This is a genomic window from Bacillus sp. EB106-07-01-XG149 (assembly GCF_058791555.1).
In genome coordinates this window covers 84,856-110,894 of sequence record NZ_JBYTDP010000002.1, presented here as the reverse complement: position 1 = coordinate 110,894, position 26,039 = coordinate 84,856, and the positions used below count along the sequence as shown (strand labels likewise).

At 36.1% G+C, this 26,039-nt stretch carries 22 protein-coding genes, 2 pseudogenes and 1 riboswitch; of the genes and pseudogenes, 23 read left to right on the top strand and 1 reads right to left on the bottom strand.

Going from position 1 to position 26,039, the window contains the following annotated elements; translation table 11 throughout:
• Nucleotides 1-223: 223 nt before the first annotated feature.
• Nucleotides 224-712 (bottom strand): hypothetical protein, encoded by a 489-nt coding sequence (locus AC3WTA_RS06525; RefSeq protein ID WP_000050867.1) that lies wholly within the window; start codon nucleotides 710-712, stop codon nucleotides 224-226.
• A 147-nt stretch (nucleotides 713-859) separates the two neighbouring features.
• Here AC3WTA_RS06525 and spoVFB point away from each other — a divergent pair.
• The 23 genes and pseudogenes from spoVFB to AC3WTA_RS06410 form a co-directional block, all read left to right on the top strand.
• Nucleotides 860-1,048, top strand: a pseudogene (gene spoVFB, locus AC3WTA_RS06520) (dipicolinate synthase subunit B); the annotation flags it as partial.
• Nucleotides 1,049-1,198: 150 nt separating this feature from the next.
• Complete coding sequence (gene asd, locus AC3WTA_RS06515; RefSeq protein WP_000414856.1) at nucleotides 1,199-2,245, top strand: aspartate-semialdehyde dehydrogenase; 1,047 nt, start codon at nucleotides 1,199-1,201, stop codon at nucleotides 2,243-2,245.
• Nucleotides 2,246-2,268: 23 nt separating this feature from the next.
• Complete coding sequence (gene dapG, locus AC3WTA_RS06510) at nucleotides 2,269-3,501, top strand: aspartate kinase (protein ID WP_000692477.1); 1,233 nt, start codon at nucleotides 2,269-2,271, stop codon at nucleotides 3,499-3,501.
• Nucleotides 3,502-3,512: 11 nt separating this feature from the next.
• Nucleotides 3,513-4,391 carry a 4-hydroxy-tetrahydrodipicolinate synthase gene (gene dapA, locus AC3WTA_RS06505; protein ID WP_000564777.1) on the top strand — a complete coding sequence of 293 codons (879 nt, stop codon included), beginning with the start codon at nucleotides 3,513-3,515 and terminating at the stop codon, nucleotides 4,389-4,391.
• 776 nt (nucleotides 4,392-5,167) lie between these two features.
• Nucleotides 5,168-6,838 (top strand): ribonuclease J, encoded by a 1,671-nt coding sequence (locus AC3WTA_RS06500; protein WP_000823079.1) that lies wholly within the window; start codon nucleotides 5,168-5,170, stop codon nucleotides 6,836-6,838.
• A 104-nt stretch (nucleotides 6,839-6,942) separates the two neighbouring features.
• Nucleotides 6,943-7,692 carry a translocation-enhancing protein TepA gene (gene tepA / locus AC3WTA_RS06495; RefSeq protein ID WP_000139827.1) on the top strand — a complete coding sequence of 250 codons (750 nt, stop codon included), beginning with the start codon at nucleotides 6,943-6,945 and terminating at the stop codon, nucleotides 7,690-7,692.
• Nucleotides 7,689-7,892, top strand: coding sequence for a YlzJ-like family protein (locus AC3WTA_RS06490; protein ID WP_000605035.1), 204 nt, complete (start codon nucleotides 7,689-7,691; stop codon nucleotides 7,890-7,892). The genes tepA and AC3WTA_RS06490 overlap by 4 nt, the downstream gene beginning before the upstream one ends.
• Nucleotides 7,893-8,103: 211 nt before the next feature.
• Nucleotides 8,104-10,488, top strand: a complete 2,385-nt coding sequence (locus AC3WTA_RS06485) for a DNA translocase FtsK (protein WP_492332853.1) — start codon at nucleotides 8,104-8,106, stop codon at nucleotides 10,486-10,488.
• Between the two features lie 204 nt (nucleotides 10,489-10,692).
• Nucleotides 10,693-10,794, top strand: a riboswitch (purine riboswitch).
• A gap of 232 nt (nucleotides 10,795-11,026) precedes the next feature.
• The gene (locus AC3WTA_RS06480; protein ID WP_000114176.1) at nucleotides 11,027-11,752 is read left to right on the top strand and encodes a GntR family transcriptional regulator; all 726 of its coding nucleotides are present in this window, start codon (nucleotides 11,027-11,029) and stop codon (nucleotides 11,750-11,752) included.
• 90 nt (nucleotides 11,753-11,842) lie between these two features.
• Nucleotides 11,843-12,919 carry a BMP family lipoprotein gene (locus tag AC3WTA_RS06475; RefSeq protein ID WP_000730596.1) on the top strand — a complete coding sequence of 359 codons (1,077 nt, stop codon included), beginning with the start codon at nucleotides 11,843-11,845 and terminating at the stop codon, nucleotides 12,917-12,919.
• 118 nt (nucleotides 12,920-13,037) lie between these two features.
• Complete coding sequence (locus AC3WTA_RS06470) at nucleotides 13,038-14,570, top strand: ABC transporter ATP-binding protein (RefSeq protein ID WP_000456927.1); 1,533 nt, start codon at nucleotides 13,038-13,040, stop codon at nucleotides 14,568-14,570.
• Nucleotides 14,563-15,621 (top strand): ABC transporter permease, encoded by a 1,059-nt coding sequence (locus tag AC3WTA_RS06465; protein WP_001085254.1) that lies wholly within the window; start codon nucleotides 14,563-14,565, stop codon nucleotides 15,619-15,621. The genes AC3WTA_RS06470 and AC3WTA_RS06465 overlap by 8 nt, the downstream gene beginning before the upstream one ends.
• Nucleotides 15,622-16,581: an ABC transporter permease gene (locus AC3WTA_RS06460; RefSeq protein WP_000008857.1), complete on the top strand. Its 960-nt coding sequence runs from the start codon at nucleotides 15,622-15,624 to the stop codon at nucleotides 16,579-16,581.
• 198 nt (nucleotides 16,582-16,779) lie between these two features.
• Complete coding sequence (gene yfmF / locus AC3WTA_RS06455; RefSeq protein ID WP_000772421.1) at nucleotides 16,780-18,054, top strand: EF-P 5-aminopentanol modification-associated protein YfmF; 1,275 nt, start codon at nucleotides 16,780-16,782, stop codon at nucleotides 18,052-18,054.
• A complete protein-coding gene (gene yfmH, locus AC3WTA_RS06450) occupies nucleotides 18,055-19,341 on the top strand; it encodes an EF-P 5-aminopentanol modification-associated protein YfmH (RefSeq protein ID WP_000411958.1) in 1,287 nt (428 codons plus the stop codon). It abuts the gene before it with no gap.
• Between the two features lie 255 nt (nucleotides 19,342-19,596).
• Nucleotides 19,597-20,310, top strand: a complete 714-nt coding sequence (gene ymfI / locus AC3WTA_RS06445) for an elongation factor P 5-aminopentanone reductase (RefSeq protein WP_000759595.1) — start codon at nucleotides 19,597-19,599, stop codon at nucleotides 20,308-20,310.
• Between the two features lie 97 nt (nucleotides 20,311-20,407).
• Nucleotides 20,408-20,656 carry a DUF3243 domain-containing protein gene (locus AC3WTA_RS06440; protein ID WP_000114455.1) on the top strand — a complete coding sequence of 83 codons (249 nt, stop codon included), beginning with the start codon at nucleotides 20,408-20,410 and terminating at the stop codon, nucleotides 20,654-20,656.
• 139 nt (nucleotides 20,657-20,795) lie between these two features.
• Nucleotides 20,796-21,581, top strand: a complete 786-nt coding sequence (locus AC3WTA_RS06435; RefSeq protein ID WP_000574107.1) for a DUF3388 domain-containing protein — start codon at nucleotides 20,796-20,798, stop codon at nucleotides 21,579-21,581.
• Between the two features lie 21 nt (nucleotides 21,582-21,602).
• On the top strand, nucleotides 21,603-22,514 hold the full coding sequence (locus AC3WTA_RS06430) for a helix-turn-helix domain-containing protein (RefSeq protein ID WP_000137478.1): 912 nt from the start codon (nucleotides 21,603-21,605) through the stop codon (nucleotides 22,512-22,514).
• A 63-nt stretch (nucleotides 22,515-22,577) separates the two neighbouring features.
• A complete protein-coding gene (gene pgsA, locus AC3WTA_RS06425; RefSeq protein ID WP_001052975.1) occupies nucleotides 22,578-23,156 on the top strand; it encodes a CDP-diacylglycerol--glycerol-3-phosphate 3-phosphatidyltransferase in 579 nt (192 codons plus the stop codon).
• A gap of 20 nt (nucleotides 23,157-23,176) precedes the next feature.
• Nucleotides 23,177-24,415 carry a competence/damage-inducible protein CinA gene (gene cinA / locus AC3WTA_RS06420; protein ID WP_000990706.1) on the top strand — a complete coding sequence of 413 codons (1,239 nt, stop codon included), beginning with the start codon at nucleotides 23,177-23,179 and terminating at the stop codon, nucleotides 24,413-24,415.
• Between the two features lie 143 nt (nucleotides 24,416-24,558).
• Nucleotides 24,559-25,167, top strand: a pseudogene (gene recA, locus AC3WTA_RS06415) (recombinase RecA); the annotation flags it as partial.
• A gap of 97 nt (nucleotides 25,168-25,264) precedes the next feature.
• The gene (locus AC3WTA_RS06410) at nucleotides 25,265-25,888 is read left to right on the top strand and encodes a PDDEXK family nuclease (protein WP_000301530.1); all 624 of its coding nucleotides are present in this window, start codon (nucleotides 25,265-25,267) and stop codon (nucleotides 25,886-25,888) included.
• The last annotated feature ends 151 nt before the right edge of the window (nucleotides 25,889-26,039 follow it).

Genomic DNA, 26,039 nt, shown 5'->3' with positions numbered 1-26,039 from the left:
AAAGATCCCCTGATGCACTCATATGCAGAAGGGGATCTTAATTTTTATGAGTTTTAAAATTTACTTTTAGATAATGCTTTAAGTACTGGCTTTACAATTAAACCTATTAAACGAAAGCCTTTAAATATAGAGCGTACAACTTTCAAGGAATGTTCCTCCTATTTGATGTTAATAAATGTATCATTATATAAAAAATAGAGATATAAAAATTTTTCTTCCATAATTAATCTTTAGAATCCTCATCGCTCATAATATATTCGATATCTTCATCTGTAAATTCATTGCCTTTAAATACTGGATGCCCATTTGGATCGAGCATACCCATTACTTTTTTATCCCTATCAGACACAATTAGTGTATAGTCCTCCATAAGAAAAGGTTTTTTTGGTAAATCCACTAATATTCTCCAAGCTGGTCTTATATCATCGTTGTTTCTATTTTCTTTCTCAATTTTAAATGTATAAGCCTCATCAAAGAAAAGATGGTTGATATCTTCATTAACTACTCCATCTAATTTATTTTTCTTATGATAATGTTTAGCAATTTCTATTGCTTCCTGAGGCCTTAACATCACATCTACAGTAATTTCATTTATTTTCCTATAATGTCTTGAAAAATCTTCTTGCTTTAATCTAATATAATTTTGAAATTCTTCAGTAGACAATTGCTTAAACTCTTCATCAGACATATTTTTATACTTATCTAAAGACATATAAAATTCTCCTTTTATTTATATTCCAATCTTAATCTTTCGATATATTCTATTGAATGGTCAATGGTAGACAAAATAAATTTACAGCTTGTGAAATGATTATATAATAGAAGAAAAAAGAAATATTTATATTGTCATCACCCTGTTGGCGTCAACCTCATGCGCCTAATGGCTACAAAAAACATCTACTTCGTCCCATTCGGTCAAGATGCACCAGAGAAAAAACCGAACTCGATGGTAGCTCGTATGGAGCTGCTTGAAGATACAGTATTAGAAGCGCTGCAAGGGAAGCAATTGCAACCGGTTGTCGTAGAAAAATTCAGATATATGAATTAAAAAACGAAAAAAAACGGACAATTTTTGATGAAACCATCATTCTTACTGTAGAATATGATAAAATTAACGTTATTAAGATTAGAAGGGGTATTGTATACTCCTTCTGATTCTAAGTTATAGAAGGATTGGTATCTAGAAAGGGGCATAGTGATGGAAAAGCAAAAAACTTTTCATGTCGCTGTAGTTGGAGCAACCGGCGCAGTTGGTGAACAAATGTTAAATACTTTAGAGAAACGAGAATTTCCAATCGGGAAGTTAACGTTACTTTCATCTAAACGATCTGCAGGTAAGAAACTTGTATTTAAAGGCGAAGAATTTACAGTTCAAGAGGCAACTCCTGAAAGTTTTGAAGGAGTAGATATCGCACTATTTAGTGCTGGTGGATCTGTATCAAAACAATTAGCGCCAGAAGCAGCAAAACGCGGTGCGATTGTTGTTGATAATACAAGTGCATTCCGTATGACAGAAAACGTGCCACTTGTTGTACCTGAAGTAAATGAAAACGACTTAAAAGAACATAATGGTATTATTGCAAATCCAAACTGTTCTACAATTCAAATGGTAGTAGCTCTTGAGCCAGTTCGTCAGCAATATGGTTTAAAACGAGTAATCGTTTCCACATATCAAGCTGTATCAGGTGCTGGTGCGGCAGCGATTGAAGAACTTCATGAACAATCACAAGCAATTTTAAATGGTGAAGAAGTAAAGGCGAATGTTTTACCTGTATCAGGTGATAAGAAACATTTCCAAATTGCTTTCAACGCGATTCCACAGATTGATAAATTCCAAGATAATGGATTTACGTTTGAAGAAATGAAAATGATTAATGAAACGAAAAAAATTATGCATATGCCTGAATTAGAAGTAGCGGCAACATGTGTACGTTTACCGGTTGTATCAGGTCACTCTGAGTCTGTTTACATCGAAGTGGAAAAAGAAGGCGTAACAGTAGAAGAATTAAAGAGCTTACTTGCAAATGCGGAAGGTATCGTTCTGCAAGATAACCCAGAAGAGCAGTTATATCCAATGCCAGCTACTGCAGTAGGTAAAAACGAAGTATTCGTTGGAAGAATCCGTAAAGATTTAAATAACGATAAAGGATTCCATCTTTGGGTCGTATCTGATAACTTATTAAAAGGCGCTGCATGGAATTCTGTTCAAATTGCAGAGCGCTTAGTAAAATTACAATTAGTGTAAACGGCTAAGAGAAGGTGCAAAATATGAAAATTATTGTTCAAAAATTTGGTGGCACATCCGTACGTGATGAAAATGGACGTAAGCATGCGCTTCATCATATAAAAAAATCGCTAGATGCGGGTTATAAAGTAGTTACTGTCGTATCTGCTATGGGCCGTAAAGGTGAACCATATGCAACTGATACTTTGTTAAGTCTTGTAAATCAAGAGGAATCTCGCATTTCTAATCGTGAGCAAGATTTATTATTATCATGCGGAGAATTAATCTCAGCAATCGTCTTCTCTAACATGTTAAATGAGAACGGTATAAAAGCAGCAGCATTAAATGGTGCACAAGCTGGTTTTGTAACAAATGATGATTTTACAAATGCTAAGATTATTGAAATGAACTGCGATCGTATACATGAAGAGCTAGAAAATCTAGATGTAATCGTCGTTACAGGATTCCAAGGACAAACGAAAAAAGGTGATACGACAACACTTGGACGCGGAGGTAGCGATACTTCAGCTTCTGCATTAGGTGTTGCGCTTCATGCTGAATTTATTGATATCTTTACAGATGTAGAAGGTGTTATGACTGCGGATCCTCGCATTGTAAAAGATGCACGTCATCTTCAAACGGTAACATACAATGAAATTTGTAACATGGCATATCAAGGTGCAAAAGTCGTGCATCCACGTGCAGTTGAAATTGCGATGCATGCAAAAGTACCACTTCGTGTACGTTCTACGTATTCTGATAGTGAAGGTACGCTTATTTCAGCATCGGACGGTGCGACAAAAGGCCGTGATGTAGAAGAACGTCCTGTTACAGGTATCGCTCATGTATCAAATGTGACGCAAATTAAAGTGCTGGCAAAAGAAACAGCATATGATTTACAACAGCATGTGTTTAAAGAAATGGCGAATGAAGGAATCAGTGTCGATTTAATTAACATTTCACCTACTGGGGTAGCTTATACGGTGAGTGATAGTGTATCAAGTCGTGCAGTTGAATTATTAAAAAACCTTGGATATGAGCCAATTGTGACAGAGCATTGTGCAAAAGTATCTATTGTAGGAGCTGGAATGGCAGGATACCCAGGGGTTACTGCGAAAATCGTTACAGCTTTAGCGGAAAAAGGTATTCAAATTCTGCAATCGGCAGATAGCCATACGACAATTTGGGTTCTTGTAAAAGAAACTGATTTAGTGGAGGCTGTAAATGCATTACATAGTGCGTTTGAGCTTTCAAAAGAAAAGCAACTGGAACAATAAGGAGTGAGACCATGATAGATTTTGGGACAATTGCAACCGCGATGGTAACTCCGTTTGATAAAAACGGAAATATCGATTTTGCGAAGACAACGAAATTGGTAAATTATTTAATAGATAACGGTACAACAGCAATCGTGGTAGGAGGAACGACAGGAGAATCTCCTACATTAACTTCAGAAGAAAAAGTAGCGTTATATCGCCATGTCGTATCTGTTGTCGATAAAAGGGTGCCCGTAATCGCTGGAACAGGTAGTAATAATACGCATGCTTCTATTGACTTAACTAAAAAGGCAACAGAGGTTGGTGTTGATGCAGTAATGCTAGTAGCACCGTATTATAACAAACCGAGTCAAGAAGGAATGTATCAGCACTTTAAAGCAATTGCTGAAAGCACGCCGCTTCCGGTTATGCTATATAACGTTCCAGGACGATCTATTGTACAAATCTCCGTTGATACAGTTGTTCGTTTATCAGAAATAGAAAACATTGTTGCGATTAAAGATGCAGGCGGCGATGTGCTAACAATGACAGAAATCATTGAAAAAACAGCGGACGACTTTGCAGTATACAGCGGTGATGATGGTTTAACGTTACCAGCTATGGCAGTTGGAGCGAAAGGTATCGTTTCTGTAGCATCTCATGTGATTGGAAATGAAATGCAAGAAATGATTGCAGCATTCCAAGCAGGAGAATTTAAAAAGGCGCAAAAATTACATCAATTACTTGTAAGAGTAACGGATTCATTATTTATGGCGCCAAGCCCAACGCCAGTAAAAACAGCGTTACAAATGGTTGGATTAGATGTAGGTTCTGTACGTTTACCACTTCTTCCATTAACAGAAGAAGAAAGAGTAACGTTACAATCTGTTATGCAATCTATCCCTCGTTAATAAAAAATGACCTAGTGTAGAACTAGGTTATTTTTTTATGTTATAAAAATCTTTGCCTCTCGTTTCTCACCTACATGTGTTCTTATAAGATCATATTATGCCACTTGTTTAACCGCTTCTTCATTATGTGTTGCAACATGTATAAGAAAATAATCGTACACCTTTAAATGAATCAAAAAATCATAGTTATTATAGGATAAACATTTGTATAAACGTAATAAACTATCGATTCTGTTTTGTAGAGGGATTGTCTCAAATGTGACGTGATTCATAAAAAAGCTTCATTTTATAAGTGTTTTTGTTCGATTCTAGAAAAATAAGTCTTGAAAATCCATATTATGAAATTAATTTAGCGTATGTATGGCTATTTCTTCAAAATAATATGGAGTATAAAATCGGAGTAAATATAAAGGAAATACGTTCGATATTTTTGTTGTAATTCCGTTCTTTTACTTCTTCTTTCGCACGATTTAACTTGTGTTCTATTTCTTGTATCAGGTATAATATGGCTAAGTAGCTTAGTACGGGTATGCTTAGCAAAATTGGTAAAAATTATAATTTGATTACATTTTCATATCATATCGAATAAGATATTTGATTTATATAATGAAAGAGAGGTGAAACCTGGTTTAAAAAATAAACAAGGACATGATATCGCATAACGGTAAGGACATTCGTCTTGGACGGTGAATATATGGTGGTTGTAGAGTTTCCCCTGGTGTCTCTGCAATTTTAGTGAAATCAGTGTTTGAAAGATTTTTAAACCAGGCAACAACATGAAGAGAAAAGAGAATGAGTCTGTTAAAGTATTTGCTCTTGGTGGAGTAGGTGAAATCGGGAAAAACATGTACTGTGTTGAAATTGATTCTGAAATCTTTATTGTAGATGCAGGGTTAATGTTCCCGGGAGATGAAATGTTTGGAATTGATATCGTTATTCCGGATATTACATATTTAGTGGAAAACCAAGAGCGAGTAAAAGGTTTATTTATTACTCACGGTCATGAAGATCATATTGGTGGAATTGTTTACGTACTTCGTAAATTATCAATTCCTGTGTATGCAACGAAATTAACAGTAGGACTTATACAAGAAAAACTTGGCGAAGCGGGTATGTTAGGCCGTGTAGACTTAAAAACAATCGATTCAAATTCAACAGTAGAGTTTAATACTACAACGGTGTCATTCTTTGGAACGACACATAGTATTCCAGATTCTGTTGGTGTTTGTTTCCATACATCAAAAGGTGCTATCGTATATACGGGAGACTTTAAATTCGATCAAACTCCAATTGGAAATAGTGGAGCAGACCTTGGAAAAATGGCACAAATCGGAAATGAAGGCGTACTGTGCTTATTATCTGATAGTACAAATGCTGAGCGTCCAGGCTATACAGGTTCTGAAAAAGAAGTTGGTGTAGAAATTTCTAAAGTGTTCTACGGCGCAGAAGGACGTATTATCGTTGCTTCATTTGCATCGAATGTACATCGTATTCAACAAGTATTTGATGCAGCTGCTGAAACAGGACGAAAAGTGGCGGTTGTAGGACGTAGTATGGTGAAAGTAGTAGATATCGCAAGACGTCTTGGTTATTTAGATGTTCCAGAAGGTATGGTTATTTCACTACAAGAAGTAGACAATTTCCCAGAGAAAAAGGTAGCTATTTTAACGACAGGTAGCCAAGGTGAACCGATGGCAGCCCTTTCTAGAATGGCGAAGCAAGCTCATAAACAAATTTCAATTCGTAAAGGTGATACGGTTATTATTGCGGCTTCTCCAATTCCAGGTAATGAAATATCTGTATCGAAAATTATTGACTTGTTATTTAGAGCTGGAGCTGATGTTATTTATTACGGTGAAAGAAAAGTTCACGTTTCAGGTCACGGTAGCCAAGAAGAATTAAAGTTAATGTTAAATTTAATGAAACCGAAATATTTTGTACCCGTACATGGTGAGTTCCGTATGCAAAAAGCACATGCATATTTAGCTGAAGATGTAGGTATTGCAAGAGAGAATATCTTTATCGTAGAAAAAGGTGATGTGATTGCTTTTGGTGACGATGACGCAAACTTAGTTGGCAAAGTACAAGCTGGTAATGTGTTAATTGATGGATTAGGTGTAGGTGACGTTGGTAATATCGTTCTTCGAGATAGAAAAATGTTATCTCAAGATGGAATATTAGTAGTTGTTGTAACACTTGGTAAAGATGAAAAGAAAATTATCTCTGGTCCAGAAATCATTTCACGTGGTTTTGTGTATGTTCGTGAATCAGAAGCGTTAATTGACCGCTCTACAGAGATTGTACGTATGATTGTTGAGCAATCGATTAAAGAGTATTCAATTGAATGGTCTATGTTAAAACAAAATATTCGTGAATTATTAGGGCAGTTCTTGTACGAAGAGACAAAGAGAAAACCTATGATTTTACCGATTATTATGGAAGTATAAAAAAGATCACCTTTACGGGTGATCTTTTTTTCTTTTTAAACTCTATCGAATGAAATTTATAACTTAAGAAATAATAGTTATATACGAGTGAAAGGGGATGCGATATGACAGAACGTGATCGTTATACAAATGAAGGGAAAGAGGCTGAGCCGAAAGAAACTGGGAAAGAAGCCTCGATAGTGGAAAAAATTCAACAGCTAGGGCAAACGAATGTACCACAAATGAATGAATCGAGTATTCATTGTTTAACAATCATTGGGCAGGTGGAAGGTCATGTTCAGTTGCCGCCGCAAAATAAAACAACAAAATATGAGCATATTATTCCGCAAATTGTTGCGATAGAACAAAATCCGAAAATTGAAGGTTTGCTTTTAATATTAAACACGGTCGGAGGTGACGTTGAAGCAGGATTAGCAATTTCTGAGATGGTAGCTTCGCTTTCAAAGCCAACGGTATCACTTGTTCTGGGCGGAGGGCATTCTATCGGTGTACCAATCGCCGTCTCTACGGATTATTCATTTATTGCGGAAACTGCGACGATGACAATTCATCCCATTCGTCTAACAGGTCTTGTTATAGGTGTGCCGCAAACATTTGAGTATTTAGATAAAATGCAAGAAAGAGTCATTCGATTTGTGACGAAGCATTCGAAAGTAACCGAAGATCGTTTTAAAGAACTTATGTTTGCGAAAGGGAATTTGACGCGAGATATTGGGACGAATGTAATTGGTGGCGATGCAGTAAAATATGGTCTCATAGATGATGTCGGTGGTATTGGGAATGCGATTCGAAAGCTGAATGAATTAATAGATGCTCGCATGGATGATAGTGCAGAAGGGAAAATGTTACAATGATTTTATACACAATTATGCCAGAGCAACTTGTATATCCAACTGATTATTCGCAATGTGAAAGCCAAAAAGTTGTAAATATAAACGGTGTTGAATTAATGGTTTCTGAAGAAGAACATGGGTGTTATTCTATTGTACGTGTGTTAAGTACGGATCCGCTACACTACTTAGAGTTTGAGCCCGGCCAGAAAATAACCTTTTAGCAAAAAGAAGGATTTTGTTTAGAAGCTATGGTATAATATAAAAAACAAGACGGTTGAGCAGCCATGAGAGGGCTGCTTTCTTCTGTTTATTTAACAATTTACAAGAAGTGTAAAAATAGAAGATATAAGACCTGAAAAATAGAGAAAACAGACATATAAGTAGAGCTTTTTTAAGGAAGCCCTACTTACATGTAGAACACGAGGTGAAGAAATGGCAAAACAAAAGCAAAGAGGGACGAAGGCAAAAGCAAGACGCACGATAAAGCCAACTTTGTATTATGAAATCGTCGGTTTAACTCTTTTTGCACTTTCAATCATTACGATTTTACAGCTAGGCGTTGTAGGGAAATCGTTTGTGTTATTTTTTCGCTTCTTCTTTGGTGAGTGGTACATAATTGGTGTGTTAGGTGTAATAGCTTTATCGGTTTCGTTTGTTATCAAACGCGGATGGCCAAACCTATTAAATAAACGGTTAATTGGTTTTTATTTAATAGTATTGGCGATATTAATGTTTAGTCATATTACATTATTTAACCTTCTTACGAAAGATGGAGCAGTGCAAAATACTTCTGTTATCGTGAGTACGAAAGATAACTTCTTTCTTGAAATGAAAAAGGGTCCAGATAGCGTTCATTTAGGTGGTGGCATGTTTGGTGCGCTTATGTTCGCGACGTGTTACTTCTTATTTGACGAAGTAGGAGCTTATATCATTGGTATTATTTTAGTTATTCTCGGCATACTTTGTATAACAAATAAGCATATTGGGGAAGTGCTTGCCCCTGTAGGAAGAATCCTTAGAAGTCAATTTGAAGTAATGCAAGGGGATTATAAAGATTGGAGATCCAAAAGGACAGCTCAACAAACAGAAAAGAAAAAAACAACAAGAAGTACGAGGCGCGAACGTGTTGTGGAACAAGAAGAAATTGTTGAGCCGATGGAAGAAATTTCAATTGATCCTCCCATTATTTCGAATTTCACTGAGAATTATCCAGTAAATGAACAAGAGGATAAACGAATTGGCGAAGAACAGGAAGCAGAGTTAATAACTTCACCGTCTATTGAAGAGGCTCCGCCTGTTGAAGAATCTAAGAAAAAGCGTGGAGAAAAGATTGTAGAATCTTTAGAGGCGGAAACAAGTGCCCCGCCAATGCAATTTTCAAATGTAGAAAATAAAGATTATAAGCTTCCTGCAATTGATATATTGAAATTTCCTAAGAATAAGCAAGTTACAAATGAAAATGCAGAAATTTATGAGAATGCTCGTAAATTAGAACGTACATTTCAAAGTTTTGGAGTGAAAGCGAAAGTAACAAAAGTACATAGAGGTCCTGCAGTTACAAAATATGAAGTATATCCTGATATGGGAGTAAAGGTAAGCAAAATCGTTAGTTTAAGTGATGATTTAGCACTTGCTTTAGCTGCGAAAGACATTCGTATTGAAGCACCTATTCCCGGGAAATCAGCTGTAGGGATTGAAGTTCCGAACTCAGAAGTTTCTATGGTAACGCTTAGAGAAGTTCTTGATTCTAAGGCTAATAATCATCCGGAAGAGAAGTTGTTAATTGGTCTTGGACGAGATATTACAGGTGAAGCTGTATTAGCGCGTTTAAATAAAATGCCCCATTTACTAGTAGCTGGTGCGACAGGTAGCGGGAAAAGTGTATGTATTAATGGTATTATTGTTAGTATTTTAATGCGTGCAAAACCACATGAAGTAAAATTAATGATGATTGATCCGAAAATGGTAGAGTTAAATGTATATAACGGTGTTCCGCATTTATTAACACCAGTTGTAACTGATCCGAAAAAAGCATCACAAGCTTTGAAAAAAGTCGTGAGTGAAATGGAACGACGTTATGAGTTATTTGCTCATAGTGGCACGCGTAACATTGAAGGATATAATGATCATATTAAAGAACATAATAGTCAATCAGAAGCGAAACAACCGGAATTACCTTATATTGTAGTAATAGTGGACGAGTTAGCTGATTTAATGATGGTTGCTTCATCAGATGTAGAGGATGCGATTATGCGTTTAGCACAAATGGCTCGTGCGGCTGGTATTCATTTAATTATTGCGACGCAGCGTCCATCGGTTGATGTTATTACGGGAGTTATTAAAGCGAATATTCCATCACGTATTGCATTCGCTGTATCTTCTCAAACGGACTCTCGTACAATTCTTGACGGTGGTGGTGCAGAGAAACTGCTAGGTCGTGGAGATATGCTGTTTATACCAATTGGTGCATCGAAGCCAGTACGTGTACAAGGTGCATTTTTATCCGATGATGAAGTTGAGAGAGTTGTAGAGTATGTTATTGGTCAGCAAAAAGCGCAATATCAAGAAGATATGATTCCACAAGATGTTCCTGATACGAAGCAGGAAGTAGAAGATGAATTATATGATGAAGCAGTTCAGCTCGTAGTGGAAATGCAAACAGCATCTGTTTCTATGTTGCAACGTAGGTTTAGAGTAGGTTATACGCGAGCTGCCCGTTTAATTGATGCAATGGAAATGAATGGTGTAGTAGGTCCGTATGAAGGTAGTAAACCACGAGAAGTACTCATTAATGATGTACAAGAAAAAAGTTCATAAAAAAAGCCTAATTGTTTTTTACAATTAGGCTTTTTTATATGCTAGTTTTGTTATATACTATATTCAGCAATAAAGAAAGGGCTTACATATAAAGAGATTCTTTAGAATACGAATACTTTGATTATGTTTTTAATAAATGTTCGATATTTAATGTAGAAAAATGTTAAATTTTGTTGACACGTATGGGAGCAAGTGGTAAGATTACTTCGAAAAGAATCACTGCCTCATATAATCTTGGAGATAAGGTCCATAAGTTTCTACCCGGCAACCATGAATTGCTGGACTATGAGGGGAAAAGTGTGTAACAAAGGATGTAAGAGATCTTTGTGCCGAACTTTTTCTCGAAATGAGGAATGTTTATGGTGCAAAGTTTTTTTTATGCAGTAAAGAGTGAAAATTTCATCTTAAAAAATTATTAATATTTATTCGACAATTATGCTTATTTTTAGTATTTAGTGATTTTATTATGTTGTAAGTTGAAAAAAGAGAAAAGAAGTCTTACATCAGAGGTCGAATAATTGAAATGCGGGGGAGTCTTATGTCAGTAAAATCCGATAGTCGTCACCTATATTTACGGGTGATTGATCACATCAAAGAAAAAATTAAAGATGGAGCTTACAAAGAAAGACAGAAGCTACCATCAGAGTTTGATTTAGCGAAAGAACTTGGCGTAAGTAGAGCGACTTTAAGGGAAGCGCTGCGTATTTTAGAAGAAGAAAATGTTGTCATTCGTAGACATGGTGTAGGAACATTTGTAAATGCCAAGCCGTTATTTTCTTCAGGGATTGAACAACTTTCTAGTATTACAGATATGATTTCTAGTGTGGGGAAAACACCAGGAACTATCTTTTTATCATCATCTACAACAAGTTTAACAGAAGAAGAAAAAGAGAAGTTTAATAGTGAAGATGGTTTTAATGCAGTGATGATTGAGCGTGTACGTACAGCAGATGGGGAACCTGTTGTATATTGTATCGATAAACTTGCAAAAGAAATATTGCCGGATTTATCGGGATACAATGAAGAATCGTTACTAACGGTGATACATAATAACACGCATAAGCGCATAACATATGCGGTTGCTCATATCGAGCCAATTGGCTATCATCCGAAAATCTCACCGATTTTAGAATGTGAGCCAGAAACAGCACTGCTAGTATTGAAACAAATGCACTATGATCAAAATGATGAGCCGATCTTATATTCTATCAATTACTTTAGAGCTGATAAGTTTAGCTTCCACGTACTAAGAAAACGTATGTAGGTAAGTTCCTTTTTAGGGAGGTGACAGCAAGAAGTTAGGGACAGCAGCGTATAAAAAAATAGACAAATCATTTCAGGAGGGGTTTCTAGTATGAAGAAAAAAACAGGTCTTTTATTATCATTAACATTAGCAGCAAGTGCGGTTTTAGGTGCATGTGGTAACTCGGATAAAGCGAGTAGTGACAAAAAAGGGGATAAAGAGTTTAAGGTTGGTATGGTTACGGATGTTGGGGGCGTTGATGACAAATCATTCAACCAATCTTCTTGGGAAGGATTAAAAAAGTTTGGTAAAGATAATGGATTAAAAGAAAAGACAAATTATCGTTACCTACAGTCTGAAAAAGAAGCAGATTATATTCCAAACTTAAAGAAATTTTCAAAAGATAAGTATGATTTATCTTTCGGAATTGGTTATAAATTAGAAGGTGCAATTAAAGAAGTAGCAAAAGAATCTCCAAAACAGCAATTCGCAATTGTTGATACGGTTGTAGATGCACCGAACGTAACAAGCATTACATTTAAAGATCATGAAGGATCATTCCTTGTAGGTGCGGTAGCAGCTATGTCAACAAAATCGAATAAAGTAGGATTTGTTGGTGGAATGAAGAGTGATTTAATTAGTAAATTTGAAAATGGATTTAAAGCTGGTGCAAAGGCAGTAAATCCAAACATTGAAATCGTATCTGAATATGCAGAAGCATTTGATAAACCTGAAAAAGGTACAGTTCTTGCTTCAGCAATGTACGGTCAAGGTGTAGATGTAATTTATCATGCTGCTGGTGGTACAGGTAACGGTGTGTTCACTGAAGCGAAAAATCGTAAGAAAAAAGGTGAAAATGTTTGGGTAATCGGTGTTGACCGTGACCAACATCAAGAAGGTATGCCTGAAAATGTAACATTAACTTCAATGATAAAACGCGTTGATGTAGCTGTAGAAAAAGTAGCTAAAGAAGCAAAAGATGGAAAGTTAAAAGGTGGAAAAATTGAAGCGTTTGGCTTAAAAGATGACGGTATTGGTATTTCAAAAACAACTGATAACGTGAAAAAAGTTAACCCTGAAATTTTAACAAAAGTAGAAGAATTTGAAAAGAAAATTACAGACGGTGAAATTAAAGTACCGGCTACAGATAAAGAGTATAAAGAATATGAAGCTTCTCTAAAAAAATAAATAGAGAAATAGCAAAGGTTAGTTCATAGAACTAACCTTTGTATGTATAAAACTTCCGAATTGCTTAATAAGTTAATAGTGTAATAGGGGAATGTTCCCTGTTAAAAGGAGGAACACAATGGAATACGTAATTGAAATGAATAATATTACGAAAGTATTCCCAGGCATTGTAGCGAATGATGATATTACGCTGCAAGTAAAGCAGGGTGAGATACATGCTTTACTTGGAGAAAATGGTGCAGGGAAATCCACATTGATGAATGTACTATTTGGTTTGTACCAACCAGAACAAGGTGAAATTAAAATTAAAGGAAAGTCTGTAAACATTACCAATCCGAATGTGGCAAATGACCTTGGTATTGGAATGGTTCATCAGCACTTTATGCTTGTTCATAATTTTACAGTTACAGAGAATATTATTCTCGGAAATGAACCGAAGAAAAAAGGGAAAATTGCTGTTGAGGAAGCTGCGAAAGAAATTCAAAAACTGTCTGAACAATACGGCTTAGCTGTAGATCCATATGCGAAAATACAGGATATTTCAGTTGGTATGCAACAGCGTGTTGAGATTTTGAAAACTCTTTACCGCGGTGCAGAAATTTTAATATTTGATGAACCGACAGCTGTGTTAACACCACAAGAAATTCATGAGCTAATTCAAATTATGAAAAAGCTTGTGCAAGAAGGAAAATCTATTGTTCTTATTACACATAAGTTGAAAGAAATTATGGAAGTTTGCGATCGTTGTACGATTATTCGTAAAGGAAAAGGGATTGGAACGGTTGACGTTGCAAATACGGATGAAAATAAACTTGCAGAATTAATGGTCGGACGTCAAGTGAATTTTAAAACAGAAAAAATAGACGCGAAGCCAAAAGAAGAGGTACTTTCAATTGCAAACCTTGTTGTTCACGATGCACGTCAACTACCTGCTGTAAAAGGCCTTGACTTAACTGTTCGTGCGGGGGAAATTGTTGGGATTGCAGGAATTGATGGAAACGGACAAAGTGAATTAATAGAAGCAATTACTGGTTTACGAAAAGTTGAGTCAGGTTCTATTGCAATTAGAGGAAAAGAAATAACAAATTGGCCTGTTAGAAGAATAACAGAAGAGGGAATTGGTCATATTCCAGAAGATCGTCATAAACACGGACTCGTTCTTGATTTTTCTGTTAGAGATAATATAGTTCTGCAAACGTACTATAAAAATCCGTTTTCAAAGAAAGGGATTTTAAATTTCAGCAAAATTACAGAAAAAGCAAAGGCTCTTATTGAACAGTTTGATGTACGTACACCTAGTGAGCAAACGTTAGCACGCGCTCTATCTGGGGGGAATCAGCAAAAAGCAATTATTGCACGTGAAGTAGACCGTGATCCAGATTTATTAATCGCGGCACAGCCAACACGTGGTTTAGATGTAGGAGCAATTGAATTTATTCATAAGAGATTAATAGAGCAAAGGGATAAAGGAAAAGGTGTATTACTTTTATCACTAGAGTTAGATGAAATCTTAAATGTTAGCGATCGAGTTGCTGTTATTTATGAAGGGAAAATTGTAGCAATAGTTGATGCGAAAGAAACGAATGAACAACAGCTTGGATTGTTAATGGCTGGAGGAACAAAGAAGGAGCAGGTGGGTACAAATGGCTAAAAAACTTTTAACAGAGCGAACGATAAATATTTTAGTCCCAGTACTATCCGTTATTTTCGGCTTACTTGTAGGAGCAATTGTAATGCTAGTTAGTGGCTATGACCCAATTGTTGGTTATAGTGCACTTTGGACAGGTATGTTCGGTAGCGCAAGTGCGATTGGTGAAACGCTTCGTACAATGATACCGCTTATTCTTGCTGGTTTATCGGTGGCGTTTGCATTTCGTACAGGTTTATTTAATATCGGGGTAGAGGGTCAATTGTTAGTTGGTTGGCTTGCGGCGGTTTGGTTCGGTTATGCAGTCTCACTACCGGCTTTCCTTCATATTCCATTATCTATTTTATTTGCAGCATTGGTAGGCGGAATTTGGGGCTTCATTCCGGGATATTTAAAAGGGAAGTTTCAAGTGAATGAAGTTATTGTAACCATTATGATGAACTATATTGCGTTGTATGTAACATATGACATTATTAAGCGTTTCTTACATGCGGGTAATGACAAAACGTATGATATTAAAGAGAGTGCGTCACTATCTTCAGACTGGCTTGCTTCTATTACTGATGGTTCACGTCTACACTGGGGAATTATTGTAGCAATTTTAATCGCTATTTTAATGTGGTTCTTATTAGATAGAACAACTTTAGGTTACGAATTAAAGTCGGTAGGATTTAATCAGCATGCTTCTCAATATGCAGGTATGAAAGTTTCTCGTAATGTAGTATTCTCCATGACAATTGCTGGTGCATTTGCGGGGATTGGTGGAGCGATGGAAGGATTAGGAACATTCCAGAGTATGACAGCGATGTCTTCGTTTACAGGAGTAGGATTTGACGGGATTGCTGTAGCATTACTTGGAGGGAATAATCCGTTTGGTATAATCCTTTCAGCTTTATTATTTGGTGGTTTGAAAAGTGCTTCCCCTCAAATGAACTTTGAGGCAGATGTACCATCAGAGCTTATTAATGTAATTATTGCATGTATCATCTTCTTTGTTGCATGTAGTTATGTGTTAAGATGGGCGCTTACACGCATGAGCAAGGAGGGGAAATAAATGAGCTTTTTAGATATATTAGCCATTCTTGTGACGGGTACGTTATATACATCAGCACCTATAATTTTCACAGCATTAGGTGGTGTATTTAGTGAACGATCGGGTGTTGTAAATATCGGATTAGAAGGACTAATGCTATTTGGTGCATTTATTGGAGTAGTTACAAATTTATTAATGGGTGATACTTGGGGAACGATGACTCCATGGATTGCGTTATTATTTGCGGCAATTGGTAGTGGATTATTTGCATTACTTCATGCGGTAGCCTCTATTACATTCCGAGCGGATCAAGTTGTGAGTGGTGTAGCAATTAACTTTTTATCTCTTGGTTTAACAGTATTTGCAATTAAGAAGATTTTTGATAAAGGACAGACTGACTTTATTCAGTATCGTATTGAAAAGATTGATATTCCAGGCCTTTCGGATATTCCGGTTTTAGGGAAAATATTTTTCTCGAACGTACCGATAACGTCGTATATTGCCATTATTTTAGCATTCGTTGTTTGGTATGTTATTTATAAAACACCGTTTGGTCTTCGTCTACGTGCTGTTGGTGAACACCCAATGGCAGCGGATACGATGGGGATTAACGTATATAAAATGCGCTATATTGGAGTCTGTATATCAGGAGTGTTTGCTGGAATTGGTGGAGCGATTTTTGCAATGTCAATTTCTAATAACTTCTCAGGGGCAACGATTACAGGACAAGGTTTCTTAGCTTTAGCTGCTATGATTTTTGGAAAGTGGAATCCACTAGGCGCACTAGGTGCAGCTCTATTCTTTGGTTTTGCGCAATCTCTTAGTGTAACAGGTGGAACAATTCCTGTATTAGATCAAATCCCAAGTGTTTTATTAACGATATTACCATATGTATTCACAATATTAGCACTTGTTGGTTTTGTAGGTCGTTCTGAAGCTCCGAAAGCGTTAGGAACGCCGTATGAAAAAGGAAAACGATAAGTATAAAAAAGCTCGCACATTAGTGCGGGCTTTTTTACATAGAATATATGTAATACGGAATTTTACTATGTTCCTTACATATAAAAGTTTTTAGAAAGAGCCTGATGTAAGTATAGTGAGGAAGAAAAGTTGATTTTTCATTTCTAAAAACTGTATATTGAAGAGGAATATTCCTATATACGTAAAGGAGGGCTATAAATGAAACTAATGGAACAACAGTTACATGAGTTAGGTGGTTTACGAGTACATATTATTCCGACTGATAAATATAAAACAAATACTTTTGTATTTCGTTTTAAAGCACCTTTAAATGAGGAGACGGTGACAGAGCGCGCCCTATTGCCATACGTATTGCAAAGTGCGACAGAAAAGCTTCCTTCTGTAATTCGTCTTCGTCAATATTTAGAAGAATTATACGGATCTTCTTTGGCAGTAGATGTAAGTAAAAAAGGAGAAGACCATATCATCTCTATTTATGTAGACATTGCAAATGAAGTATATTTACATGATGCACCACCGTTATTTGAAAAAGCACTTTCTATGTTATCGGATATAGTTTTACATCCAGCAACAGAGGGAAATAGTTTTCTACCTTCTATTGTAGAAAGTGAAAAGAGAGCGCTCTTGCAACGAATTGAAGCTACGTATGATGATAAAATGCGCTATGCAAACGAGCGTTTAATTGAAGAAATGTGCAAAGTAGAACCGTATCGATTAAGTGCAAATGGAAAAAAAGAGAGTGTTGCATCTATTACAAATGAAAGTTTGTATCAATATTATCAAAAAGTGTTAGCGGAAGATGAAATGGATCTATACATTATTGGTGATATTTCAGAAAACGCAGTTGATCTTGTAAGTAAGTATTTTTCTATTTCAGCACGTCCTGTGAGAGAGAGAAATGTACTTCTTCATAAGAGAAATAATGAAGAAAAAGAAGTTGTTGAAAAACAAGAATTAAAACAAAGTAAATTACACATCGGTTATCGTACGTTTATTACGTATAAGGACGAAGATTATTTTGCGCTGCAATTGTTCAATGGACTGTTTGGAGGATTTTCTCATTCAAAGTTATTCGTTAATGTTCGTGAAAAAAATAGTTTAGCGTACTATGCAGCATCCCGCTTTGAAAGTCATAAAGGTTTATTGTTTGTCATGTCAGGAATCGAAGCGAAAAATTATGAAAAAGCTGTTGAGATTATTAAAGAACAAATGTTGGCGATGCAAAATGGTGATTTTTCAGAAGAAGAGATGCATCAAACGAAAAGTGTTATTCAAAATCAAATATTAGAGGCGATTGATACACCGCGCGGATTTGTGGAAATGCTGTATCATGGTATTATTTCAGACCGTACGCGTCCGGTTGAAGAATGGCTTTCAGGTATTGAAAGTGTGACGAAAGAAGAGATTGTGAAAGTTGCTAAAAATATTGAACTAGATACAATTTACTTTTTACATGGAACGGAGGGAGAATAAATGGAGAAAATTGTTTATGAGCAATTAAAAGAGACACTCTATTATGAAAAACTTCCTAATGGATTAGATGTATATATTTTACCGAAGCAAGGATTTAATAAAACATTTGCAACGTTTACGACAAAATATGGTTCTGTGGATAATACATTCGTGCCACTAGGTAAAGAAGAAATGGTTCGTGTACCTGATGGAATTGCTCATTTTCTTGAGCATAAATTATTTGAAAAAGAAGATCACGATGCTTTCCAATTGTTTAGTAAACAAGGAGCATCAGCAAATGCCTTCACATCTTTCACAAGAACAGCTTACCTGTTTTCATGTACATCAAATGTAGAACAAAATTTAAATACATTGTTAAACTTCGTACAAGAGCCTTACTTCTCTGAAAAAACAGTTGAAAAAGAGAAGGGGATTATTGGGCAAGAAATTCAAATGTATCAAGATAATCCAGATTGGCGCTTATACTTTGGATTAATTGATAGCTTGTTTGTAAAGCACCCAATTAAAATTGATATTGCAGGGACAATCGAGTCTATTAGTAAAATTACGAAAGACTTATTATATGAATGTTATGAAACATTTTATCATCCGAGCAATATGTTATTGTTCGTTGTGGGGGCAATTGATCCAGAGAAAACAATGGATTTAGTACGTGAAAATCAAGCGAAAAAAGATTATAAAAACCAGCCAGAAATTGTACGTTCATTTGAGGAAGAACCAGATGAGGTAAATGAAAAGAAGAAAATTATTTCCATGCCTGTACAAACACCGAAATGTTTAGTTGGTATTAAAGCGACAAATTTAAAAGAAAAAGGGAAAGCTCTTTTAAAACAAGAAATTGCGCTTACGTTACTTTTAGATTATTTATTTGGGAAAAGCTCCGTCCATTACGAATCTTTATATAATGAAGGTCTTATTGATGATTCGTTCTCGTATGATTATACGGAAGAGAATAACTTCGGTTTTGCAATGGTTGGCGGCGATACGAAGCAACCTGATGAGTTGGAAGAGCGTTTGAAAAGCATTTTACTAAATACAAATTATGATCAATTAGATGAGGTGGCATTAGAACGAGTAAAGAAAAAGAAAATAGGTGGCTTTTTACGATCGTTGAATTCGCCGGAATATATTGCAAATCAATTTACACGATATGCGTTTAATGAATCTAGTCTGTTTGAGGCATTGACTGTGTTAGAAAGTCTAACTGTTCAAGATTTACAAGAAGTAGCCAAATTATTATTATCAGAAGAAAGAATGAGTGTTTGTCAAGTTTTACCGAAAAAATAAAAGGTTTCATAATAATACCCTCATCTTATCATTGATAAATTGTAAGATGAGGGTATTATTTACCCCGCATTAACGGGCAGTAAGACCCCCACTTAAAAATTCAGTGAAAGCACAGAAGTAGGTGGGGGGGATCAACTGCCCGTAAAAGCCCGATTGGTTCAACTAATAATCAGTGGGGGATGTTCATCCACCCACTGATTAAAGTTTCACTTTATTTGTAGGAAAAAGATTTTGTTGAGATAAGAGAGGAATTATATGAAAAAGTATGCATTAGTAACTGGAGGAAGCGGAGGGATTGGCTCTGCTATTTCAAAACAATTAATTCAAGACGGATATACAGTATATGTTCATTATAATAACGGTGAAGGGCAAGTGAATGAGCTACAGAAAGAGTGGGGGGAAGTGATTCCTGTTCAAGCGGATTTAGCTTCTAGTGATGGAGCAGAGCAATTGTGGAAACAAATTGAACATCCTCTTGATGTTATCGTATATGCAGCTGGGAAGAGTATCTTTGGGCTCGTAACAGATGTAACGAACGATGAATTAAATTATATGGTAGAACTTCAAGTGAAGAGCATCTATAAACTATTATCAATGGCACTGCCATCAATGATTCAGCGGAGAAGCGGTAATATTGTACTTGTTTCGTCTATATGGGGACAAATTGGTGCATCATGTGAAGTGCTTTACTCGATGGTAAAAGGTGCACAAAATTCATATGTGAAAGCATTAGCAAAAGAAGTTTCATTAAGTGGAGTAAGAGTGAACGCGGTAGCACCAGGTGCAATTGAAACGGAAATGTTAAACGTATTTTCAGAAGAGGATAAGAATGAAATTGCTGAAGAGATTCCGTTAGGACGATTAGGATTACCAGAAGAAGTAGCGAAAACAGTGTCATTTCTCGTGTCACCAGGTGCATCTTACATAACGGGACAAATTATCGGAGTGAATGGCGGTTGGCATTGCTAAAAAATTCTTACATAAAAAATAAAAAATTCTTACATAAAAAATAAAAAACTGTACAAATTAAGCATGATTCTATTACTAAGTAGTGAGGTGCTTAAATATGTCAGTTTTAGATAATTTTGATCAATGGAAGAGCTTTTTAGGAGAACGTTTAGAACAGGCATCAGGAAAAGGTCTTGATGGTGGTGCTGTATCAGATATGGCATTTCGTGTTGGAGATTATTTAGCAAATGAAGTAGAAGCGCGCAACGACCAAGAGAAATTATTGTCTGAGCTTTGGAAAGTCGCTGATGAACAAGAGCAACATACAATCGCAAACTTAATGGTGAAGTTTGTACAGCATAAGTAAAAAATAGAGAGGAGAATCTCCTCTCTATTTTTTTTGTATAATAATAACGCGGGATAGATTATACATTTAGCTTCCCTATTAAGGTGAAATCATATAATATAGTACGTAGGTGTAAAGTAAGCAAGGGGAGTGATCTTGGATGATTGAATGGTATTTTGAATATGAAATACATAAAAACCGACCTGGCTTGCTTGGTGACGTTTCTTCGTTAATCGGTATGCTCGGCATTAATATTGTCACAATTAATGGTGTAGATAATGCACGCCGTGGATTACTCCTTATGTGTGATAATCAAGAGCAAATCTCTAGACTTGAATCAATTTTAAATACGATGGATAACATAACGGTAACGAAATATCGTCCGCCAAAGCTAAGAGATAAGCTAGCGGTTAGACATGGTAGGTACATACAACGAGATGCAGATGATAAGAAGACATTTCGATTTGTACGTGATGAATTAGGGTTACTTGTAGACTTTATGGCTGAAATAATGAAAAAAGAAGGTCATAAACTAATCGGGATACGAGGAATGCCTCGTGTCGGAAAAACAGAATCCATAGTTGCCGCAAGTGTTTGTGCAAATAAAAGATGGTTATTTGTATCATCTACTCTTATTAAGCAAACTGTTCGTAGTCAATTGATTGAAGATGAGTATAGCGACGACAATATTTTTATCTTAGATGGAATCGTGTCAACAAAGCGTGCTAACGAAAGACATTGGCAGCTTGTTCGTGAAATTATGAGATTACCTGCAACGAAAGTTGTGGAACATCCTGACGTATTTGTGAGTCAGTCAGAATACACATTGGATGATTTTGATTATATTATCGAGTTGCGTAACGATTATGATGAAGAAATTCAATATAATTTAGTAGATGAAATTGAGCAAGGTACGCAAAATAATTTCTCTATGTTTGACTTTTAAAGAAATATTGAGGTGTTAGTAGTGACAGAATTAGGACAAAAGCTGAAAGAAGCAAGAGGAATGAAGGGCTTGTCTATGGATCAGCTGCATGAGATTACAAAAATTCAAAAACGCCATTTAGTAGCGATTGAGGAAGGCAATTATGATGTATTGCCAGGAGCTTTTTATGCGCGTGCATTCATTAAACAATACGCAGATGCGGTTGGGTTAAATGGAGAGGAACTGCTTGTAGAATATCAGAGTACGATACCACAATCTGAAAAACGCGACGTTCCACAAGTATCAACAGGACAAAAAACACAAGAAACAATGCAAAAATCTTCATCATGGCCAATTGCAGATCATATGCCGAAAGTTTTAGTTGCGCTATTAGTAATTGCATTTGGAGTGGTGATTTGGTTTGTTTTCCAAGCGTTAACTGGAAAAGGTGATGAGAAAGTTCCGAATGCTCAAAGTGAGAAAATTGAAGTTAAAAAAGCGGAAAACTCTCCGTTAGATACGAAGAAAGATGAAGTGAAAGCGGAAGAGCCGAAAAAAGAGGAACCAAAGAAAGAAGAGCCAAAGAAAGAGGAACAACCAGCACAACCAACTGGAAAAGAAGAAGTGAAAGTAGTTGGAACAGCTGGTAAAGTATCTACTTTGGAAATTCATAATAATAAAACATTAGAACTGGAAATATCGGGTAAAGGTGCGAGTTATGTAGATGTTAAAGATGATACTGGTAAAGTAATTTTAAACACTACAGTACAAGAGGGCCAAATAGAAAAACATGATGTATCAACAGTAAAAGAAGTGCGACTTAATATTGGAAATGCAACGAATGTTGAAGTTAAACTGAATGGCCAAGTGGTCGCTTTCCCATTGGATCCAGAAAAAGAACTTCACCAAAGATTGGTGATAAAAAACCAAGGGATAGAGCAACCTGCACAATAACAGTCATCGCTTCGATGACTTTTTTCAATGAACAAATGTTTTTGATACGATGGAGGAATAGCTGTGAATTTACCAAATAAAATTACAATATCTAGAATCTTCTTAATTCCAATTTTTATGGTAATTATGTTAGCGCCCTTTGATTGGGGTTCATACACAATTGGTGATGTTGATTTGCCAATTCAACATTTAGTAGGAGCACTTATCTTTATTGTTGCTTCGGCTACAGATTGGATTGATGGACATTACGCAAGAAAGTATAATCTTGTAACGAATTTAGGGAAGTTTCTTGACCCGTTAGCTGATAAATTACTTGTTTCAGCAGCACTTATTACATTAGTTGAGATGCAATACGTACCTGCTTGGATCGTTATTGTGATTATCAGCCGTGAGTTTGCAGTAACTGGTTTACGCCTTGTACTTGCTGGAACAGGAGAAGTAGTGGCAGCAAATCAGTTAGGGAAAATTAAGACGTGGACACAAATTATTGCAATTGCGGCGTATTTATTACACGATGTACCTTTAAATTTAATCCATATCCCAGTTGCTGATATTTTCATATGGATTGCATTAATCTTTACTGTTATTTCAGGGTGGGATTATTTCTGGAAAAATAGAGCTGCTTTTGTAAACTCAAAATAGAAGTTTATGGGGGAATTAGGATGAATGCTGAAATTATTGCGGTTGGAACTGAATTATTACTTGGACAAATTGCAAATACAAATGCCCAGTTTTTATCTGAAAAGTTAGCTTCAATCGGAATTAATGTGTACTACCATACTGTAGTTGGAGATAATAACAAGCGATTACAGCAGGCGATTGAAGTTGCAGAAGAACGTGCTGATATACTTATTTTCACAGGTGGATTAGGCCCGACAAAAGATGATTTGACGAAAGAAACGATATCTTCTAGTTTGGGTGAAGAGCTTGTGTATGATGAAAAGGCATTAGCATCGATAAGCGAGTACTTTAAGCGTACAGGTCGCGAGTTCACAGAGAATAATAAAAAGCAAGCGCTCGTTTTGAATGGAGCAACTGTATTTGCGAATGATCACGGCATGGCACCTGGTATGGGGCTAAATAAGAACGAGAAAGTTTATATTTTATTACCAGGACCACCGAAAGAGATGAAGCCGATGTATATAAGTTATGTAGAGCCTTTTTTACGTAACTTTACAACAGGAGAAAACATTTATTCTCGTGTGCTTCGCTTTTTCGGGATTGGGGAATCACAATTAGAAGTGAAAGTTCAAGATTTAATTGATGGACAAATGAACCCGACAATCGCCCCCCTTGCGAATGATGGAGAAGTGACACTACGTTTAACTGCCAAACATCAAAATGCTGATGAAGCGGCGAAACTCATTCAGCATATGGAAGATTTGATTTTAGAAAGAGTAGGAGAATTTTTCTACGGGTATGATCAAGAGTTTCTGCATGATAAGGCGATAGAGTTATTGAAGAAAAAAGGATTAACTTTAGCGTGTGCAGAAAGTTTAACCGGTGGTCTCTTCGGCAATCAAGTAACAGAAAGTGCTGGTGTGTCTTCAGTATTTAAAGGCGGTGTCATTTGTTATCATAATGATGTGAAGCAACATGTTTTACATGTAACTGCGGAAGTGTTGTCTACTGATGGTGCAGTTAGTAAAGAATGTGCTCGTTATCTTGCTGAAAATGTTAAGGGCTTATTAAAAGCGGATATCGGAATTAGTTTCACTGGGGTAGCAGGACCGGATGCTTCAGAACATAAAGAGCCGGGAACAGTATTCGTTGGATTGGCGATGAAGGATGAACCAACTGTAGTCTTTCCTCTTAATTTAAGTGGAAGTCGTCAACAAATTAGGGAACGTTCGGTGAAATATGGATTTTATCATTTATATAAAAAGCTAGAAGAGATATAAGTTTCTTCTAGCTTTTTTTATGGTTAAACTCAGTTTTATTTAATGGAAAATAAAAAAATCGAATAAATGTTCGATTTTTGTTGGCAAATTGAATTGAAAATAGGTATAATAAGATTAGCAATTCAGTTAAGGAGGAATTTTGAATGAGTGATCGTCAAGCGGCGTTAGATATGGCGTTAAAACAAATAGAGAAGCAATTCGGTAAAGGTTCAATTATGAAATTAGGAGAACAAGCGGAGCGTAGAATTTCTACAATTTCAAGTGGTTCTTTAGCACTTGATGTAGCACTAGGGGTAGGCGGATACCCACGTGGCCGTATTATCGAAATTTATGGACCAGAAAGTTCAGGTAAAACAACAGTTTCATTACACGCAATCGCTGAAGTACAGCGTCAAGGTGGACAAGCAGCGTTTATTGATGCGGAGCATGCAATGGATCCTGTATATGCACAAAAATTAGGCGTTAACATAGATGAATTACTATTATCACAACCTGATACAGGGGAGCAAGGACTAGAAATCGCAGAAGCACTTGTACGAAGTGGCGCGGTTGATATTATCGTAATTGACTCTGTAGCAGCTCTTGTACCGAAAGCTGAGATTGAAGGAGACATGGGTGACTCACACGTAGGTCTACAAGCTCGTTTAATGTCTCAAGCACTTCGTAAGCTGTCAGGTGCAATCAATAAATCAAAAACAATCGCAATCTTTATTAACCAAATTCGTGAAAAAGTTGGGGTTATGTTCGGAAATCAACCACAAGTTGCTTAATCAGAGCGTAGTACTTGAATCTTTATTTGTCTTCTTCATTTAAGTCTTTATAAGGGATTTCTTATAAGGAGAGATTAAGGTGGCAGTGACAATTGGAAATAGAACTTATCGAAACATAGAACAATGGCAAGTGGATTTTATCGCGACACATGCGGAGAGAAAATTAAAAGATATAGGTAAAGAAATTAATCTTGATGAAAGGCGAGTAGGTGAAATACTAAAGTTACTCGGAATTAAAAGAACCAGACATAGGAAGATTTATTTACCTAAAACCGCAGAAGTTGAACAAGAGTTAAAAAATCCATATTTATCACATGTTGAAATTGCCGTTAAGTATGGCGTATCCGATACATGTGTTGCTAAAAGGAGAAAAGAGCTTAATGTAAAGGTCAGAAAGAAAAATTATGATACTTTACTGGAACAACAGGTTGAACAGATATTATTAAGCTTAGATCTGGCGTTCATTAAGCAAAAAAGAATCGATAAGTGGTCTATTGATTTCTACTTAGGTAGAAAATATTGTTTAGATGTCCATGGGAAATGGGCACACTCACTCAAAAAAATAAAAGAACGAGATAAAAGAAAACTTTTATTTATGGAAGAGAGCTGCTATAAATATCTTGTTATACATGAAGAAGAGTTAGTAAATAAAGAAAAAGTCGCACAAAAGATTAAGGAGTTTACCATGGGTTTCCCTTGCTAGTGATAGCATGTTAAAAAACCTTGTGAACCTTATTGCCTAAGGGTGTAACTATTTATATAGTTGCTAACGGTGAAGCCCACCATTATTTAGGGTAATACCGTGCCAAGCTTCATATTTATATGGGGAAGGTGTAGAGACTACCGAAAAGGAC